15 protein-coding genes are annotated in these 15,105 nt (G+C 70.2%); 5 read left to right on the plus strand and 10 right to left on the minus strand.

What is annotated here, in order from left to right; translation table 11 throughout:
* Positions 1 to 5: 5 nt before the first annotated feature.
* Positions 6 to 689 carry a TetR/AcrR family transcriptional regulator gene (locus tag ACZ6DL_RS05555; RefSeq protein WP_466049177.1) on the minus strand — a complete coding sequence of 228 codons (684 nt, stop codon included), beginning with the start codon at positions 687 to 689 and terminating at the stop codon, positions 6 to 8.
* Positions 690 to 838: 149 nt separating this feature from the next.
* Between ACZ6DL_RS05555 and ACZ6DL_RS05560 the strand changes: the two genes are divergently transcribed.
* Entirely contained in the window at positions 839 to 2,410 is a 1,572-nt protein-coding gene (locus tag ACZ6DL_RS05560; protein WP_466049178.1) for a succinic semialdehyde dehydrogenase, read from the plus strand.
* A 33-nt stretch (positions 2,411 to 2,443) separates the two neighbouring features.
* Positions 2,444 to 3,274, plus strand: a complete 831-nt coding sequence (locus ACZ6DL_RS05565; RefSeq protein ID WP_466049180.1) for an SDR family NAD(P)-dependent oxidoreductase — start codon at positions 2,444 to 2,446, stop codon at positions 3,272 to 3,274.
* Positions 3,275 to 3,419: 145 nt separating this feature from the next.
* Here the strand turns inward: ACZ6DL_RS05565 and ACZ6DL_RS05570 are convergent, their stop codons facing one another.
* Together ACZ6DL_RS05570 and ACZ6DL_RS05575 are read right to left on the minus strand one after the other, a co-directional pair.
* The gene (locus ACZ6DL_RS05570; protein ID WP_466049182.1) at positions 3,420 to 4,223 is read right to left on the minus strand and encodes a putative protein N(5)-glutamine methyltransferase; all 804 of its coding nucleotides are present in this window, start codon (positions 4,221 to 4,223) and stop codon (positions 3,420 to 3,422) included.
* Positions 4,224 to 4,316: 93 nt separating this feature from the next.
* Positions 4,317 to 5,186 carry a YdcF family protein gene (locus tag ACZ6DL_RS05575; protein WP_393230969.1) on the minus strand — a complete coding sequence of 290 codons (870 nt, stop codon included), beginning with the start codon at positions 5,184 to 5,186 and terminating at the stop codon, positions 4,317 to 4,319.
* A gap of 485 nt (positions 5,187 to 5,671) precedes the next feature.
* Here ACZ6DL_RS05575 and ACZ6DL_RS05580 point away from each other — a divergent pair, with 485 nt between their 5' ends.
* Positions 5,672 to 6,535, plus strand: coding sequence for a bifunctional 5,10-methylenetetrahydrofolate dehydrogenase/5,10-methenyltetrahydrofolate cyclohydrolase (locus tag ACZ6DL_RS05580; RefSeq protein WP_466049183.1), 864 nt, complete (start codon positions 5,672 to 5,674; stop codon positions 6,533 to 6,535).
* A gap of 9 nt (positions 6,536 to 6,544) precedes the next feature.
* Here ACZ6DL_RS05580 and ACZ6DL_RS05585 read toward each other — a convergent pair whose 3' ends face one another.
* The 4 genes from ACZ6DL_RS05585 to ACZ6DL_RS05600 all read right to left on the minus strand — a co-directional run bounded on the left by ACZ6DL_RS05585 (position 6,545) and on the right by ACZ6DL_RS05600 (position 9,534).
* Entirely contained in the window at positions 6,545 to 7,288 is a 744-nt protein-coding gene (locus tag ACZ6DL_RS05585) for a DUF8176 domain-containing protein (protein ID WP_466049185.1), read from the minus strand.
* A 161-nt stretch (positions 7,289 to 7,449) separates the two neighbouring features.
* Positions 7,450 to 8,097, minus strand: coding sequence for a nucleotidyltransferase domain-containing protein (locus ACZ6DL_RS05590; protein WP_466049186.1), 648 nt, complete (start codon positions 8,095 to 8,097; stop codon positions 7,450 to 7,452).
* Positions 8,098 to 8,153: 56 nt separating this feature from the next.
* Positions 8,154 to 8,903, minus strand: a complete 750-nt coding sequence (locus tag ACZ6DL_RS05595; protein WP_466049188.1) for a L,D-transpeptidase — start codon at positions 8,901 to 8,903, stop codon at positions 8,154 to 8,156.
* A 196-nt stretch (positions 8,904 to 9,099) separates the two neighbouring features.
* Complete coding sequence (locus ACZ6DL_RS05600) at positions 9,100 to 9,534, minus strand: winged helix-turn-helix transcriptional regulator (protein ID WP_466049190.1); 435 nt, start codon at positions 9,532 to 9,534, stop codon at positions 9,100 to 9,102.
* Positions 9,535 to 9,600: 66 nt separating this feature from the next.
* Here ACZ6DL_RS05600 and ACZ6DL_RS05605 point away from each other — a divergent pair, with 66 nt between their 5' ends.
* On the plus strand, positions 9,601 to 10,503 hold the full coding sequence (locus ACZ6DL_RS05605) for an NADP-dependent oxidoreductase (protein WP_466049191.1): 903 nt from the start codon (positions 9,601 to 9,603) through the stop codon (positions 10,501 to 10,503).
* Between the two features lie 27 nt (positions 10,504 to 10,530).
* Here ACZ6DL_RS05605 and ACZ6DL_RS05610 read toward each other — a convergent pair whose 3' ends face one another.
* Positions 10,531 to 11,190, minus strand: coding sequence for a cyclodeaminase/cyclohydrolase family protein (locus ACZ6DL_RS05610; protein WP_466049192.1), 660 nt, complete (start codon positions 11,188 to 11,190; stop codon positions 10,531 to 10,533).
* A 147-nt stretch (positions 11,191 to 11,337) separates the two neighbouring features.
* Between ACZ6DL_RS05610 and ACZ6DL_RS05615 the strand changes: the two genes are divergently transcribed.
* Positions 11,338 to 12,375, plus strand: coding sequence for an LLM class F420-dependent oxidoreductase (locus ACZ6DL_RS05615; RefSeq protein ID WP_466049193.1), 1,038 nt, complete (start codon positions 11,338 to 11,340; stop codon positions 12,373 to 12,375).
* Between the two features lie 49 nt (positions 12,376 to 12,424).
* On the opposite strand, the gene ACZ6DL_RS05620 is transcribed toward ACZ6DL_RS05615, so the two are convergent.
* Together ACZ6DL_RS05620 and ACZ6DL_RS05625 are read right to left on the minus strand one after the other, a co-directional pair.
* Positions 12,425 to 12,763 carry an STAS domain-containing protein gene (locus ACZ6DL_RS05620; RefSeq protein WP_062972869.1) on the minus strand — a complete coding sequence of 113 codons (339 nt, stop codon included), beginning with the start codon at positions 12,761 to 12,763 and terminating at the stop codon, positions 12,425 to 12,427.
* A gap of 488 nt (positions 12,764 to 13,251) precedes the next feature.
* Positions 13,252 to 14,913, minus strand: a complete 1,662-nt coding sequence (locus ACZ6DL_RS05625; RefSeq protein WP_466049195.1) for an FAD/NAD(P)-binding protein — start codon at positions 14,911 to 14,913, stop codon at positions 13,252 to 13,254.
* Between the last annotated feature and the right edge of the window lie 192 nt (positions 14,914 to 15,105).

Raw genomic sequence — 15,105 nt, forward strand, 5'->3', positions numbered from 1 at the left:
CCGGACTACGGCGCGGCGGGAAAGATCGCGGGCAGCGTCAGCGCGTACTCCAGATCGACGCGCGTGCCGAGCGTCGTGAGCAGCACGCGGATCATCGTCAGGCGCGCCGCCGCGACGGTGTCCGCGTCCGGTTCGGCGCCGGGCGCGGCGCCCGCGGAGATCCGGTAGACCACGTACTCGCACAGGTGCAGCGCCGCGTCCAGGTCGAGCGGGCTCGGCACCGGCCTGCCCAGCTCGGCGAACGTCTCGCGCACCAGATCGCGGATGTCGTCGAGCGCGCGCTCGCGGTACGCCGACACCGGCGAGCCCGGGTCGTGCAGCTCGGCGAACAGCGGCCGCAGCATGGGGCCGTGCCCGCGCGCCCAGTCGAGGTAGGCGTCGATCAGCCGGATACCCAGCTCGACCGGCTCGTCGGTGCCCGCCAGCGCCGCGCGGATGCCGCCGACCAACCCCTCGTTGGAGCTGTCGAGCACCGCGAGCAGCGGTTCGTTCGCGTTGCCGAAGTAGCGGTAGAAGGTCGGCCTGGCCAGTCCCGCCTGCTCGATGATCTGCGCGACGCTCAGCCCACGGGAACCCGTGCGGGTGAACACTTCCGCCGTCGCGAGCACGATCCGGGCGCGGACCTCCTCGGCCTGCTCCTGAGTCTGCGGCGGCCTGCCGCGCCGCGCGGCCGTCGGCTCAGCCTGCATAGTGCCGCCTCACAACGCGGCCCCCGGGATCCCTGTGCGCCACGACGAACAGCTTGACACGAGGTGTGACATAGATATTAATCTAACACCACTGTTCATTTAATGGGGCGCGTCCGCGGCGCGGTCCACCGTCCTCGAGAGGGCCGACCATGACGACCGCCTCCCAACCGGCCACCGCCGACGCGCTGTCCCCGGCACTGGTGCAGCCGTTGCTCGCGCACGCCGTCGCCGGGGGCGCGCCCGCCGTCGAAGTGTTCGCACCCGCGACCGGCGCGAAGATCGTCGATCTGCCGCAGTCCTCCGCCGACGACATCGAGACCGCGTTCGCGACCGCCCGCGAAGCCCAGCGCCAGTGGGCGCGACGTCCGGTGCGGGAACGGATCGCGGTGCTGCGCCGATTCCACGACATCGTGCTGGCCGAGCAGGACGCCATCCTCGACATCGTGCAGACCGAGACCGGCAAGGCACGGGCCCACGCCTTCGACGAGGTCGGCGACGTGGCCGTGAACGCCAGGTACTACGCCTCGGTGGCGGCCCGGCTGCTGGCCACGCGCAAACCGCGCGGGGTGCTTCCCGTGCTCACCCAGGTCGACGTGCGGCATCGGCCCAAGGGCGTGGTCGCGGTCATCTCGCCGTGGAACTATCCGCTGGCGCTGGCCGCCTCCGACGCGCTGCCCGCCCTCGTCGCGGGCAACGCGGTGGTGGCGCGTCCGGACAACCAGACCGCGCTCACCGCGCTGTGGGCCATTGATGCCGCCGTGCGCGCCGGATTGCCGCGCGGGCTCTGGCAGGCGGTGCTCGGCCGCGGATCGGTGATCGGCGGCGAGGTGATCGCCCGTGCCGACTACGTCGACTACACCGGCTCCAGCGCGACCGGACGGACCATCGCCCGGCAGGCGGGCGAGCGCCTGATCGGCTACTCGCTCGAACTCGGCGGCAAGAACCCGCTGCTGGTGCTCGCCGACGCGGACGTCTCACGCGCCGCGAAGATCGCCATCCGGGCCTGCTTCGCCTCGGCGGGACAGCTGTGCGAGTCGATGGAACGCATCTACGTGCACGACAGCGTCTACGACCGCTTCGTCACCGAATTCGTCGGGCACGTCGAGGCCATCCGGCTCGGCGGCGGTCTGGACTACCACAGCGACATGGGATCGCTGACCTTCCAGCGCCAGCTCGACACGGTCGTCGCGCATGTCGACGACGCGGTGGCCAAGGGCGCCACGGTGCTGGCGGGCGGTCGCGCGCGTCCGGACCTCGGACCGTATTTCTACGAGCCCACCGTGCTGGCGGGCGTGCGGCCGGGCATGACGGTGCACCGCGAGGAGACCTTCGGCCCCGTGGTCTCGATCTACCGCGTGAGCAGTGACGAGGAAGCCGTCGAACAGGCCAACGACACCGCCTACGGCCTCAACGCCAGTGTCTGGACCAAGGACACCGCCCGCGGTCGCGCGGTGGCGGCGCGGATCGAGGCCGGCTCGGTGAACGTCAACGAGGGCTTCATCGCCGCCTGGGGCAGCGCCGACGCGCCGTCCGGTGGACTCGGCATCTCCGGCACCGGACGCAGGCACGGTCCCGAGGGCCTGCTCAAGTACATCGACACCCAGACCATCGCGGTGCAGCGAGTCGTGCCGATCGCTCCGCTGCCCGGCATGTCCGAAGCGCTCTGGGCCAAGACGATGACGCTGTATTTCGGCGTCATGAAAGCGCTTCGGCAGAAGTAACTCGCACGACTCACGGATCAGGAAGCGGTACGGATGAAACTGGACACGGTGGCGGGCAAGAGGGTCCTGGTCACGGGGGCCGCGATGGGCTTGGGCAAGCTGTTCGCCGAGCGGGCGGTGCGCGAAGGCGCCGCGGCGGTGGTGCTGTGGGACATCAACGAGGCCGCGCTGAAGGACACCGCCGCCGAGCTGACCGGCCGCGGCAGCGCCGTTCATCACTTCGTGGTGGACGTGGCCTCGCCCGAGGCGATCACCGAGGCGGCGGCCGGCGTGCGCGAGCAGGTCGGCGGCATCGACATCCTGGTCAACAACGCCGGGATCGTGCGCGGCAACAGCTACTTCTGGGAAACGCAGAACCGCGCCGACATCGACAAGACCATGGCGATCAACTCGCTCGCCCCGATGTACGTCACGCTCGAGTTCCTGCCCGCCATGGTCGTCGGAACCGGCGAGGCGCGGGTGCTGACCATCGCCTCCTCGGCGGGCCTGGTGTCCAACCCGCGCATGAGCGTGTACGCCGCCTCCAAGTGGGCGGCGCTGGGCTGGTCGGACTCGGTGCGCATCGAACTGGAACAGGCCGGCCACGAGCACGTCAAGATCACCACGGTCTGCCCGACCTACATCGACACCGGAATGTTCGAGGGCGCCAAGGGCTTCCTGTTCACCCCGATCCTGGACCAGGACAAGGTGGTCGACACCTCGTGGCGGGAGATGAAGAACGGCGCCCCGCTGGTCGTGCTGCCGTGGACCTCGCGGCTGAACAAGGCGATCTCCGGCCTGCTGCCGATCAAGCTGCGTGACCTGTTCCTCGACACGGTCGGCGTCTACCACTCCATGGACCAGTTCACCGGTCGCGAGAAGTAGAGCGCGGCGCGTTCGCCCCGGCGTCCGGAAATCACAGCGGCTTCACAGCGGGGCATGTCGGCACGGCCACCGAGCGGCGCGGTGAACTCCCAGGCCGCACCGCTGGAATGGTGTACGGCGCTTCCTCGACGGGTGGGCGCGGTGGTCAGCGTGCACGGGTGCCGATGACCACGGTCGCGTAGTGCTCTTCGGATGCCGCGACCCGGCCCGCGAGACCGTTCTCCGCCAGCACGGCGAGCGCGGTCGGCGCTTGATCCTCGCTGGACTCCACGAGCAGATGCCCGCCCGGAGACAGCCAATCGGCGGCCTCGGCCGCGACCCGGCGCAAGACGTCCAAGCCGTCCGGGCCGCCGTCGAGGGCGGTGCGCGGTTCGTGGTCGCGGGCCTCCGGCGGCATCCGCGCGATCATCTCCGAGGGCACGTACGGGGTGTTGCAGAGCAGGATGTCGATACAACCGCGCAATTCCCCGGGCAAGGGCTCGAAGAGATCCCCTTCGTAGACCGGTGCGCCGAGCGGGGTGAGATTCCGGCGGGCGCACTCGACCGCGATCGGATCGATGTCGGCGGCCGCCAGCGTGACCGGACGACCTTCGTCGGCGGCGGTCCGAGCCGCCGCCAGCCCGAGCGCGCCGGAGCCGCAGCACAGATCGACCACCACCGGATGACCCGTCCGGGCGTGGATCAGCTCGACCGCGCGGTCGACGAGGAACGCGGTGCGCTGCCGGGGCACGAAGACGCCGGGAGACACCGCCACCCGCAGCCCGTGGAACTCCGCCCAGCCGAGCAGGTGCTCCAGCGGGCTACCGGCGACGCGCTGGGCGACGAGCGATTCCAGCGCAACGCCGGTCTCCGCGGCGGCGGCCGTGAGCAGTCGCGCCTCGTCCTCGGCGAACACGCAGCCCGCCGCCCGGAGCCGGGCGACCACATCGGAATTTCCGGCTGACGTCACCGGGCCATCCTGCCGCGCCCACGCGGGACGCCGCCAACGAATTTCCCCGGCGATCGGGACCGGCGCTCGGCGCGAATCCCGACCTGCCGGTAATCAGCGTGCCGTGCTGAGCTGGAAGGTACGCGTGGCGTCGAGATAGATGCCGCGCTGGCCCGGCTTGCCGGGCGGCGGCAGCTGCGAGACCAGTTGTTCGAGCGAGGTCGTCGCGCCGACGACCCGGGTACCCGCGACGACGAAATCGGCGACGGCACGGCGGATGTGGTTCGGCGAGGTGACCACGATCGCGCTCGTCGCACCGACATCCCGCAGCAGCCTCGTGCTGAACAGCGCGTTCTGCACGGTCGAGCCCGCGCGGCTCTCCACGTGGATGCGCGCGGGCGCTACGCCGTGGGCGACCAGCCAGTCGCGCATGGCCTCGGCCTCGGTGATGCCGTTCTGCGGATTCCCGCCGGTGACGACGATCGGCGACAGCGGAGCGGCGATGGACTGCAACCACGCCGCGGTGAGCCGGTTCACCAGTTCGGGGCGCAGCGCACCATCCGGCAACAGGCCGTAGCCGAGCACGACGATGCCGGTTTGCGGCCCCGCCAGCGCGGGCAGCGGGTTCGGCAGCGTGCCCACCGCGGCGCGCACGGCGCCGAGCACGTTGTCGGTGCCCTGTGCCAAGCCCGGATCGACCACGTGCAGCCGTGCCATGGCGTCCACGAACGCGGGCAGGTCACCGGCGTAGTCGGACCAGATCGCCTGCAGGGCGAGCGCTTCGGCGTCGGCGGGGTCGGCACCGATCAGATTGCGCAGGTCGGCACGGCCCGCGGCGTCGTCGCCGTTGGTGAAGTGGCGCTGGGCGGAGTTGTACAGGGCGTCGGTCTCCGGCGCGGCGTGCGCGGGGACACCGGCCAGGCCGGTGAGCGAGAACGCGGCGAACGACGCCGCGACGAGAAGTTTCCACTGCCTCGAGATCATCACTACAGTCGTCACCTTTCCGCTGTGGAACGGGTTGGCACGTGCTAGCAGTTAGCTGGGGCAAACACGAAATACCATACGGGCGAACTCTTCGTCCAACCGGCAATTTGCGAACGGGCTCCCGCGATGTCGCCCCCGGTGCGCGTGCCGGGGGTGAAACCGGGGCGTTGGTTCGTTTTCGAGGCAGGATCGCGGCGGCCTCTCTCGGATCCGAAGGCATTCGAAACTACTCGAATCACAGTCGCGCACTGGGGAAGTGCCGGGGCGGCTGTCCACTGGCGTCGTCGGCGGCGCGGCGGTGCCGCCACGCCTGCGACCGGCGTGCCGTGGTCGGCGACTGCCGTCCGGCTGCGTGCGCCGTTCGGCCTCGCTGTGGTCGCATGGCCTGATCAAGTCAGGCTCGCCGTGCGATTGCCCCGAGTTTGCACTGCCGGACCCGGGCGGGGGAGGAACGCGCCCGGCCGCGCCCGTTAGGCTGTGTCAACGTGGATACCGTTTCGCTGTCCGGCAAGGAACTCGCCGCCGCCATCAACGACGACACCAAGGCCCGCGCCGCCGCGCTCACCGACGGCGGCGCCGCCCCGCGCCTCGCCCTGGTGGTGGCGAACGACGACCCGGCGAGCACCTGGTATGTGAACTCGCTCCGCAAGGCGGCCGAGCGACTCGGAATAGCCTGCGACACGGTCGATCTCGGTCCCGAGGCGAGCGCTGCGGAGATCCGCGCCGAGCTCACCGCGCGCGGTACGGATTCGGCGACCGACGCGATAATGCTGCAGACGCCCCTCCCGGCGGGTGTCACGCTCGACGACGTGAGTTCCGCGATCGTCGCGTCCAAGGACGTCGACGGCGTCAGCCCCCTGTCGCTCGGCCTGCTCGCGGCCGGGCTGGACGGTTTCGTCCCCGCTACCTCCGAGGCCGTCGTCGAACTGCTCCAACACCATGAGATCCCGCTGACCGGCCGGCACGTCGCGGTCGTCGGCCGCTCGAACGTCGTCGGGAAGCCGCTGGCGCAGCTGCTGCTGGCGAAAGACGCGACCGTCACGGTGTGCCATTCCCGCACCGCCGACCTCGCCGCCGTCACCGCCACCGCCGACGTCGTCGTCGCCGCGGCGGGCCGCATCGGCCTGATCTCCGGCGAGCACGTCCGGGAGGGTGCGGTGGTCATCGATGTCGGCACCAACGAGGCTCCCGACGGCAAGATCGTCGGCGATGTCGACGTCGAATCGGTGCGTGGCAAGGCAGCCGGGCTCAGCCCCGTCCCCGGCGGCGTGGGCCCGGTCACCACGGCCCTGCTGATGCGCCACGTCGTCACCGCCGCCGAATCCGGCCGACCGAGCGGCTCCGCGTGAGGAGCCGCCTCACCCCCGGGCGATGGCGCTGATGAGCGTGCGGCTGCCGTCCTTGGTGGTAGTGACGACCTGCGGGTTGTAGGTGACCGGCTGCTGCCCGGGGCGATGTTCGGTGACCACCACGGTGTACTGACCCGCGAACGCGCCGGGAGTGATCGCCACGCAGTGGGTGGTGCCGGCGGGGATGCTGTCGATGCCGCGCTGGATGGCGTCGGCGGCCTGTACCGCGGCGTCCGCGGTGGTGGTGGCGCGGACCTGCTCGCCGGACCGGTCCACGTAATAGGCGTGCTGGAAGGCGAAGATCACCGCGGGACCGGAATCGAAGCCGCCCACGCCATTGCCCTGGATCCGGTTGCCGACCCGCTCGGCCGGGCACTGAGCGACCGGCGCCGCCGGAGCGGTGGCCTGCGCGGGCGGGACCGGCGCCGCGGCCTGCCGGTCGGAGCCGCCGGTCCCGAACTGTAGGAAGGCCGCGAAGCCGAGCGCGGCGACGCCGAGCGTGCCGAGCAGTGGTACCACCCACCGTCGCGTCTTACGCGGCGCGGGAGAGCGGTCGATCAGTCCCGCGAATTGATCTTCGTACTCGTCCGGACCGGGCGCCTGCGTGTGCACGGGTTCGGTGGGCTGCGCCTGGTCCTGCGGCCGATCCACCCACGTGGCCCACTCGCCGCGGTACTCCTCCCCGGCCGGCGCCTGCCCGGGCACCCCGGTGCCATACGGATTTCCCCGGTCGTAGCCGGGTCGCGCGCTCATCTCCGGTCGATCCATCGCCCCGCCCTTCATCAGGTCCCCGTCAGATTAACCGCATCGCCACGACGCGGGAACGCCCTGCCGCGTTCACAATTGAGCCGTCCGCCAACCGGAGGATACCGGCGGGTCTCCCACGCGGCCTCGAGGTGGCCGGTGGGCGGGTGTCACTTCAGCAGAGCCAGCCATTCGTGTTCGGGATAGTGGTCGGAGACGTAGGCCCGCACCACGGCGCGCTGGGCGGCGCTCAACTTCGGCCAGGTCCGTTCGAGGTCGACGCGGTCTTTCGGCCGGGCCTGTTTCACTTTGAAGATCAGCACGAACTCGGGGTTCAGGTAGCGGATGCCGTCGTCCGCGATCCAGGTCACCTCGTCGAGGGGTGCGACCATGGTCCGATCGCGCCGGTTGACCCAGGAGCCCCGCTGTCCGGGATTCAGCAGGAGGTCGATCAGCCATGGAGACCGTGCGTTCGCCCGCAGCCAGACCTGGTCGGCGCTGTCGGGCAAGGCGGGGAAGCGGTCATCGACGGGGCGAATGCCGTCCGGGCCCGCGGACCAGATGTGCAAGCGGCCTCGTGCCGCGGTGCGCAGAGCGGGCAGATCGGCACGGAACATCGACGCGTCGACATCACTGTGCTCGCGCCGCGTTCCGGTCCATGCGTCGATCGCCCACCCGCCCGCGATCCACCACGGGGCGTCGATGTCGCCGAGGACCTCGCCCACATCGCGCGGCGTGACGAGAGCCCATGGGCCCCAGAGGTCTTGGAACTCGGCTTCCTTCGCGTCACGCGGTGGTGGGATCGGAAACTCGCGCAAAGGATGGCCCTCCCCTCGGGTATGTCGCTAGGACGCTACCCGGCGGAGGGCACCGCTCACCAGTGCGTGACGACCGGATCGCCGACGCCGATCGTGCGATAGACCCATTCGGCGTCGTCGCGGGAGAGGTTGATGCAGCCGTGGCTGACGTTCGCATAACCCTGCTGGTCCACCGACCACGGCGCCGAGTGGATGAAAACGCCTCCCCACGTGAGCCTCTCGGCGAACTCGCCGTTGATGACGTAGCCCTCCGGCGAACTCAGCGGGATGCCGATGGTGCGGGAGTCGAACACGACGGAACGGAACTTCTCCAGCACCGGCCAGGTGCCGGCCGGTGTTTCGTACCCCGGCTTGCCCATCGAGGCCGGCATCGTGCGGACGACGGTGCCGCCGACGGTGACCGTGAAAGTATGCGCCGACATGTTCGCCTCACCGAAAACACCTGCGTTGGTGCGGAATTCCGTGCGCGCACCACCGACCGAGACGAGGACGGTGGCCTCGGCGGGCAGGAACCCGCTCGGCGTCCACACGGCTTCGCGATCGTCGGTCCACGCGAATGTGCCCGGCAACGGCCGGGTCGTTCTGATGTCGATGGATTGTTCCGTCTTCGCGCGATCCGTGACAGGTGCGGCGAACCGAATGGTCACGGGATGAGCCACGCCCACCACCTGGCCGTTCGAGGGTCCGATCGCTGCCACCGGAGGCGTCGGCCGCACGATCATCGTCGCGGCCGCCGCACCCGACCCGAACGCGGCCAGTGCCACGATCACGGTCGCGAGGAACAGGTACCGAATGGCGCTCCTCATGGCGTCCACCCCTTCGAGCTGGTGTGGTAGGCAAGGAACATTTTAGGCCCCCATGATCAACTCGGCCACGGATAGAACCGGTCCATGGTCCGGTTGTGATCGGGGGCAGGCCCACCAATGATCGCGTACCCCACGCCGCCCGTTCGAAACGGCAGCGAGTCGCTCGGGGTGCTGCGCGCGGAGTCCGGCGATCCGGTCAGCGCGTGAGCCCGAGCGGCAGCGGTTGCGGTTCGACTGCGGCTCGCGCGTCGAATTCCGCTCGCGCGGCCAGGATTCGGTCCTGATGCTCGACGGCCCAGACGCCCATGGCGTGACTGATCGCACCGATGCTCGCACCGAGTTCGGTGAGCGAATACTCCACTCGGGGCGGCACCGTGGGGTAGACCGCCCGGCGCACGAGGCCCTCCCGCTCCAAGTTGCGCAGGGTTCGGGTGAGCATCTTCTGCGTGATGCCGTCGAGGCGTCGGCGCAGTTCGTTGAAGCGGATCGGCCCCGCGTGGGAGCGCAGGACGCTCAGCACCAGCATCACCCATTTGTCGGCGAGGACGGCCAGCACTTCCCGCGCGGGGCAGTGATGCAGGTAACTCTCGACCAGGCTGCCGGTCTCCGGCCGGTCACATGCGGTATCCATGGGGAACCTCGGTATCAAGAAGGTGCCTTCTTCCCGAAAGGTACCAGGTGGCCACAGAATCGGTCCATGCTCGCAATCACGCAGTACGCGTTCGGTGGCCCGGAAGTCCTCGAGGTGGTAGAGGTGGATCGGCCGCGACCCGGCCCGGGGGAGGTGCTGGTACGGGTCGCGGCGACCAGCGTCAACGCAGCCGACTGGAAGGTGCGCGCCGGACTGATCGGGAAGCTCGGCGATCCACCGCTGACGCTGGGACTCGATGTGGCGGGTGTCGTCGAGGAACTCGGTGCCGGGGTGGACAGGTTCGCGATCGGCGCTTCCGTGTACGGGATGGTGTTCGGCGGAGCGAACGCGGAATACGTGGTGGCGCAGGCACAAACGCTGGCGGCGGCGCCGAGGAACATCGATCTGGTACACGCGGCGGCACTACCGACGGCGGCGCTGACCGCCTGGCAGGCGCTGGCCGCGCTCGGTGCCGGGGAGCGCGTGCTGGTGCACGCGGCCGCGGGAGGCGTCGGGCATCTGGCGGTGCAGATCGCCAGGCACCGCGGAGCGCATGTGATCGGCACCGCGCGTGCGGTCAACCACGAGTACCTGCGCGGTCTCGGCGCCGACGAGGTGATCGACTACACCGCGGTCGATTTCGGCGCCGCGGTGCGCGACGTCGACATCGTGCTGGATCTGGTCGGCGGTGCGTACGGGTCCCGCTCCCTTCTGGTGCTGCGTCCCGACGGCAGGTTGATCGACACCCAGGGTTCGGACGCGGAAGCAGACCCGCGTTACGAGCGGTTCTATGTCGAACCCTCTGCGGTCTCACTGCGCGAGATCACCACGATGGTCGAGCGCGGTCACCTCCGTGCGACGATCGACCAGGTGCTGCCGCTCTCGGACGCCGCGAAGGCGCACGAACTCGGTGAATCGGGACGGGTGCGCGGCAAGGTCGTACTGGTCGCCTGGAATCCGCCCGCCTGAACGGGCGGCCCCTGCGCGATCGCGCGTCTACCGGCGGACGGCGTGCACCACGTCGGCGTGCAGGGCGTCCGCCCGCGCGGTCAGCTCCTCGATCCGCATCAGGACCGCGGCGAACCGGTCACCGTCGGCGGCGGGCAGCGATGCCACGTTGATCTCGATGTTGAGCTGCGAGGTGGTCGCGGCGGCGCGGCAGGCGTCGGCGGCCGCGCCGATATCGGTGACGACGTTCGGATTCCCGATCGGGAACAGCTCCGCGGCCAGTGACAGCACCTCGTCGGCCTCGTCGACGACCTCGGCGGGCACGCGGGCGGCCTCGATCAGCGCGGCATTGATCGCCGCGGTGCGTGCGGCGAGGTCCTCCGGGGTGTCCTTGGGCAGCTTGTAGGCGGCGCCGACGGCCGTGAATGCGGCGGCGTCGGCGGCGGCCAGCGCGAGCGCGCGCTCGCGGGCGGCGTCGGCCGCTTCGATGATCCGGTCGATCACCGGCCGGTTCTCGGCGTCCTTGGCCCGAGTGGTGTAGCGCGCGACCATCGCGACGAGCGCGGCGCCCTGCGCGGCGTGCAACGCCGCCACCGCGCCGCCGCCCGGTGCGGGAATCTTGGCGGCCAGATCGCCCAGGTACTGCGCGAGGGTGACCTCGCCGGAGGACGGCGCAGTTTCCGTGGACGACGAGCTGGGCTGCGACACGTGCGTATTGCCTTTCGTTCTACGGCGAGGAAGGACTACGAGTAGACGCTACCCCGTGGCGCCGCCGCCTCGGGCGTGACCACGCCTTGCCGGGCTCGCACCCGGCCGGTGCGCGGCCGGGACGTACCCGCCGTTATGTTGAGTGCTATGCGGATCGGATTGAGCATCAACTACTCGGGGGGCTTCAAAGAGGCGGCGGCCGAAGTCGCCGACCTCGAGCGGGCGGGCCTGGACATCGTGTTCGTGCCCGAGGCGTACTCGTTCGACGCGGTGAGCGCGCTCGGTTACCTGGCCGCCAAGACCACCACCCTGCAGCTGGCCTCCGGCATCCTGCAGCTCTACACGCGCACACCGAGCCTGACCGCCATGACCGCGGCGGGCCTGGACTTCGTCTCCGACGGACGCTACGTGCTCGGGCTGGGCGCGTCGGGCCCGCAGGTTATCGAGGGCTTCCACGGCGTGCCCTACGACGCGCCGATCGGCCGCACCCGCGAACTGGTGGAGATCTGCCGGAAGGTCTGGCGGCGCGAGCGCCTGGAATATCAGGGCAAGTACTACCAGATCCCGCTGCCCGCCGACCGGGGCACCGGCCTCGGTAAGCCGCTCAAGCTGATCAACCACCCGGTGCGCGAGCGCATTCCGGTGCTGCTGGCCGCGCTCGGCCCGAAGAACGTGGAACTGGCCGCCGAGATCGCCGAGGGGTGGCAACCGATCTTCTTCCTGCCGGAGAAGGCGAAGGAGGTGTGGGCGGACTCGCTCACCGCCGGTCTCGCCAAGCGCGATCCGGTCCTCGGCGACCTGGACGTCTACGCAGGCCCGGCGCTGGCCATCGGGGACAACGTCGACCCGCTGCTGGAGTTCGTGAAGCCGCATCTGGCGCTTTACATCGGCGGCATGGGCGCCAAGGGCAAGAACTTCTACCACACCCTGGCCACGAAATACGGCTACGGCGCCGAGGCCGACCGCATCCAGGAGCTGTACCTGGCGGGGGAGAAGGAGGCCGCGACCAAGGCCGTGCCGGACCAGCTGGTCCGGGACATCTCCCTGGTCGGCCCGGCCGGCTACGTCAAGGAGCGGATCGCGGCCTTCAGGGAGGCGGGCGTCACGGTCCTCAACGTGGTGCCGATGGCGGCCACCGCCGGCGAGCGCGTCAAGCTGATCGAACAGTTGCGCGAACTGGTCTGAGACAAGGCGCTGCCGCCGTCGACGGGTGCGACGGCGGCAGCGGCGGGGGTCATCTCTGGCGGAGCGCCGCCAGCGCGGCGTCCAGCGTCGAATGCAGCGCGAACACCTGATCCAGGCTGGTCATCTTCAGCTGCCTGCTGGTCGCCGGGCCCTCCGCGACAACCGCGATCGAGGTGGTCGAGCCCGCGCGCTGGTGGGCTGCCACGAGCGTCGCCATGCCCGCCGAGGCGAGGAAGCTGACCGAGGTGAGGTCGATGATCAGGGCCGCGGGCTTGCCGCTGAGAATGGCATCGATCGCGTTCTCCAGCGCGGGGGCTGTCGCCAGATCGACCTCGCCGGCCACCGTCAGCACCGTCGCGCCGTCGTGCGCCGCGACCGTGGTGGTCATCGTGTCCGCGAGGGGATACGCGTCTCCGGAAGTGTTGGTCACAACATCACAACACACAAATCGCGGCAGATTCGCAACCTTTGAGTGTTCATGGAGCTAACGATACCCCGTTGGCCGACCGGCCCGCCCGAGCAGGAGTCGGCCCCGCAGCGGCCGTCGATGGCGGTGCGCGAGCGGATGGGCCGGTGAACGGCGAGACCGCTTCGGCCATCGATGCCCGGACATCGGTGCGGGTGGCCGAACCACGGCTGGAGCTGCCGTCGATGTGCCCGGTGGTGGGCGAGCGCGACGCCGAACTCGCGTCCGATCGAGGTCGGCTTGGTGTGCCCGATCCAGAGTGCACTCACTCTCAGGGCTTGCGCCTTCGCTTCGGAGTCCGGCAAGGGTGGCGGCTCTGGCTCGAGTCCACGAGCCCGGTGTAGACCCGCCTGCGCTCCGCAATCGGTTCGCCAAGATCCGTCCCGCATTCGAGGCTCGGGCGCGGCCGATCATGCGACGGAGGGAATCGTCAGGTGGTTCGCGAGAATCGAGGCTTCGGCGGCGAGGCCGGGGGGATTGGTGGCGATGAACATCGAGTCCGCGGCCAGGTTGCCGAGGGCGTGCCAGGTGGGGTCGGGGTGGTCGCCGACGAGGAGGCGGCGGGTGCCGGACTCGATGCGCAGACCGCCGGTCGGCGCGAGTTCCGCTGCGCCGGTGGCGATCAGTGCGCCGAGGAGCGGTTCGGTCTCCTGCGGTGTGGTGTAGGCGGGTGGGTTGACGGCGTTGAAGACCATGTCGGCGGGCCGGTCGGTGCCGTCGAACACTGTGAAACCACCGCCGGGCCGGGCCGCCGGCTTCGTGAAACCCGGTCGCAGCCGTAACTGCCCGGAATCCAGCAAACGCAGGATGATTCGCGCGTTGTGCGGCACCATCGGGGAGCTGAGACTGCTGATGGTCCGGAAATACCTCTCGCGCAGCATCGTCCGGTCGTGCTCGGCGAGCACGGGCCAGAGGATCGGACCCATGCTCCGGATCGCCATGGTCAGCAGGCGGCGGCCCTGGTGCGGTGAATCGACCGCGTCCAATTGGCGGCGCAGGCGGGTGGCCGGTTCCTCGGTCTCGGTTTCCAGGATCTCGGTGGCGAAGGATTCGAAATCCTGCCCCAGTTCCGCCAGTTCGGCGCGCATGAGTTCGACCAGCCGGATGATGGGGACCGTGCCCTGCCCGGCCAGTTCCAGCGCCCGGGATGGCGTGAGGTGCTTCGGCGCCAGGGGCAACGGCCGCTGCTGGACGTACGGCAGCACGCCGCTGCGGGAAAGGAAGCTGATCGGCCCGGCATGGCCGTGGGCCGTCAGTGCCGCGGCGATGTCGACCGCGGTCAGTCCGCTGCCGATGATCGCGACGTGCGCGCTGGACGCCACATCGGCCGTTGTGGTCGCCAGCGGGTAGGGCTCATTCACATATCCGGGTGCGCCGGCCAATCCGTAATGGTCGCGGGGACGGCCGCTTCCGACACACAGGACGGCGCGGTCCACCGGATGGCTACCGCCGTCGTCGGTGTGCAGCACAGCGCCGCTCTCGCGGGTGAAGCCGGTAACCCGGGCGTTCACCACGCTCACTCGACCGCCGCGGGCGCGCAACCGCGAGATCGCGGCATGCGCGGTCTGCTCCAGATACGCGCCGTAGACACCACGCGGGACGAGGGGAACGCCGAGACCTTCATCGAGGTACTGCTCCAGATCGTCACCGCGCCACCTCCGCTCGACGACGCGCGCGGAGGATGCCTCGACCAGGCCGTCACCGACGTGTCGAGCGGCGTCCTCGTTCGAGTCGAACCGCGAGGGGCCGGCGCGCTCGGTCCGTATAGGGTGTTCGCGGTGCGGCTCCTCCCCGACGAGGGGCGCGCCGGGACGCTCGTCGAGGCGCCCTGCCCCGTTGCCGCGGTCGCGCAGCCAGCGCTCGTAGTGGGCGCGGTCGTCGGCGCGTACCGACATCAGGGCGGGCGGGGCGTTCACCCGCACCGCCTCCAGGTCCGGCTGGTACGGGCGACCGCGCCATATGGCGGGGGAGCCGTCGAACACGGTGATGCTGCCGGGCGCCCGGTCGGCGGCGGCGAGTGCGTCGAGCAACGCGACCGCCGCGGCGCCCGCGCCGATGATGCCGATACGCATGGTTGTGCCTTCTTTCATCGAGGTGCGCAGTGCGCACGGCTGCGGCCTCGTGGCCTTTGCGTGCCGCCTTTGCCGTGCGCTGACCAGCCTCGGCCGCCCCGGCCCGTACCGGCATCCCGCGATCGAGGGAATTTCGCCTCGGGCCTGCGGCTTATCCCTCATATGCGGGATGGCGGGTGAACGGGCACGACA

It is taken from the genome of Nocardia sp. NPDC041819 (assembly GCF_055590505.1).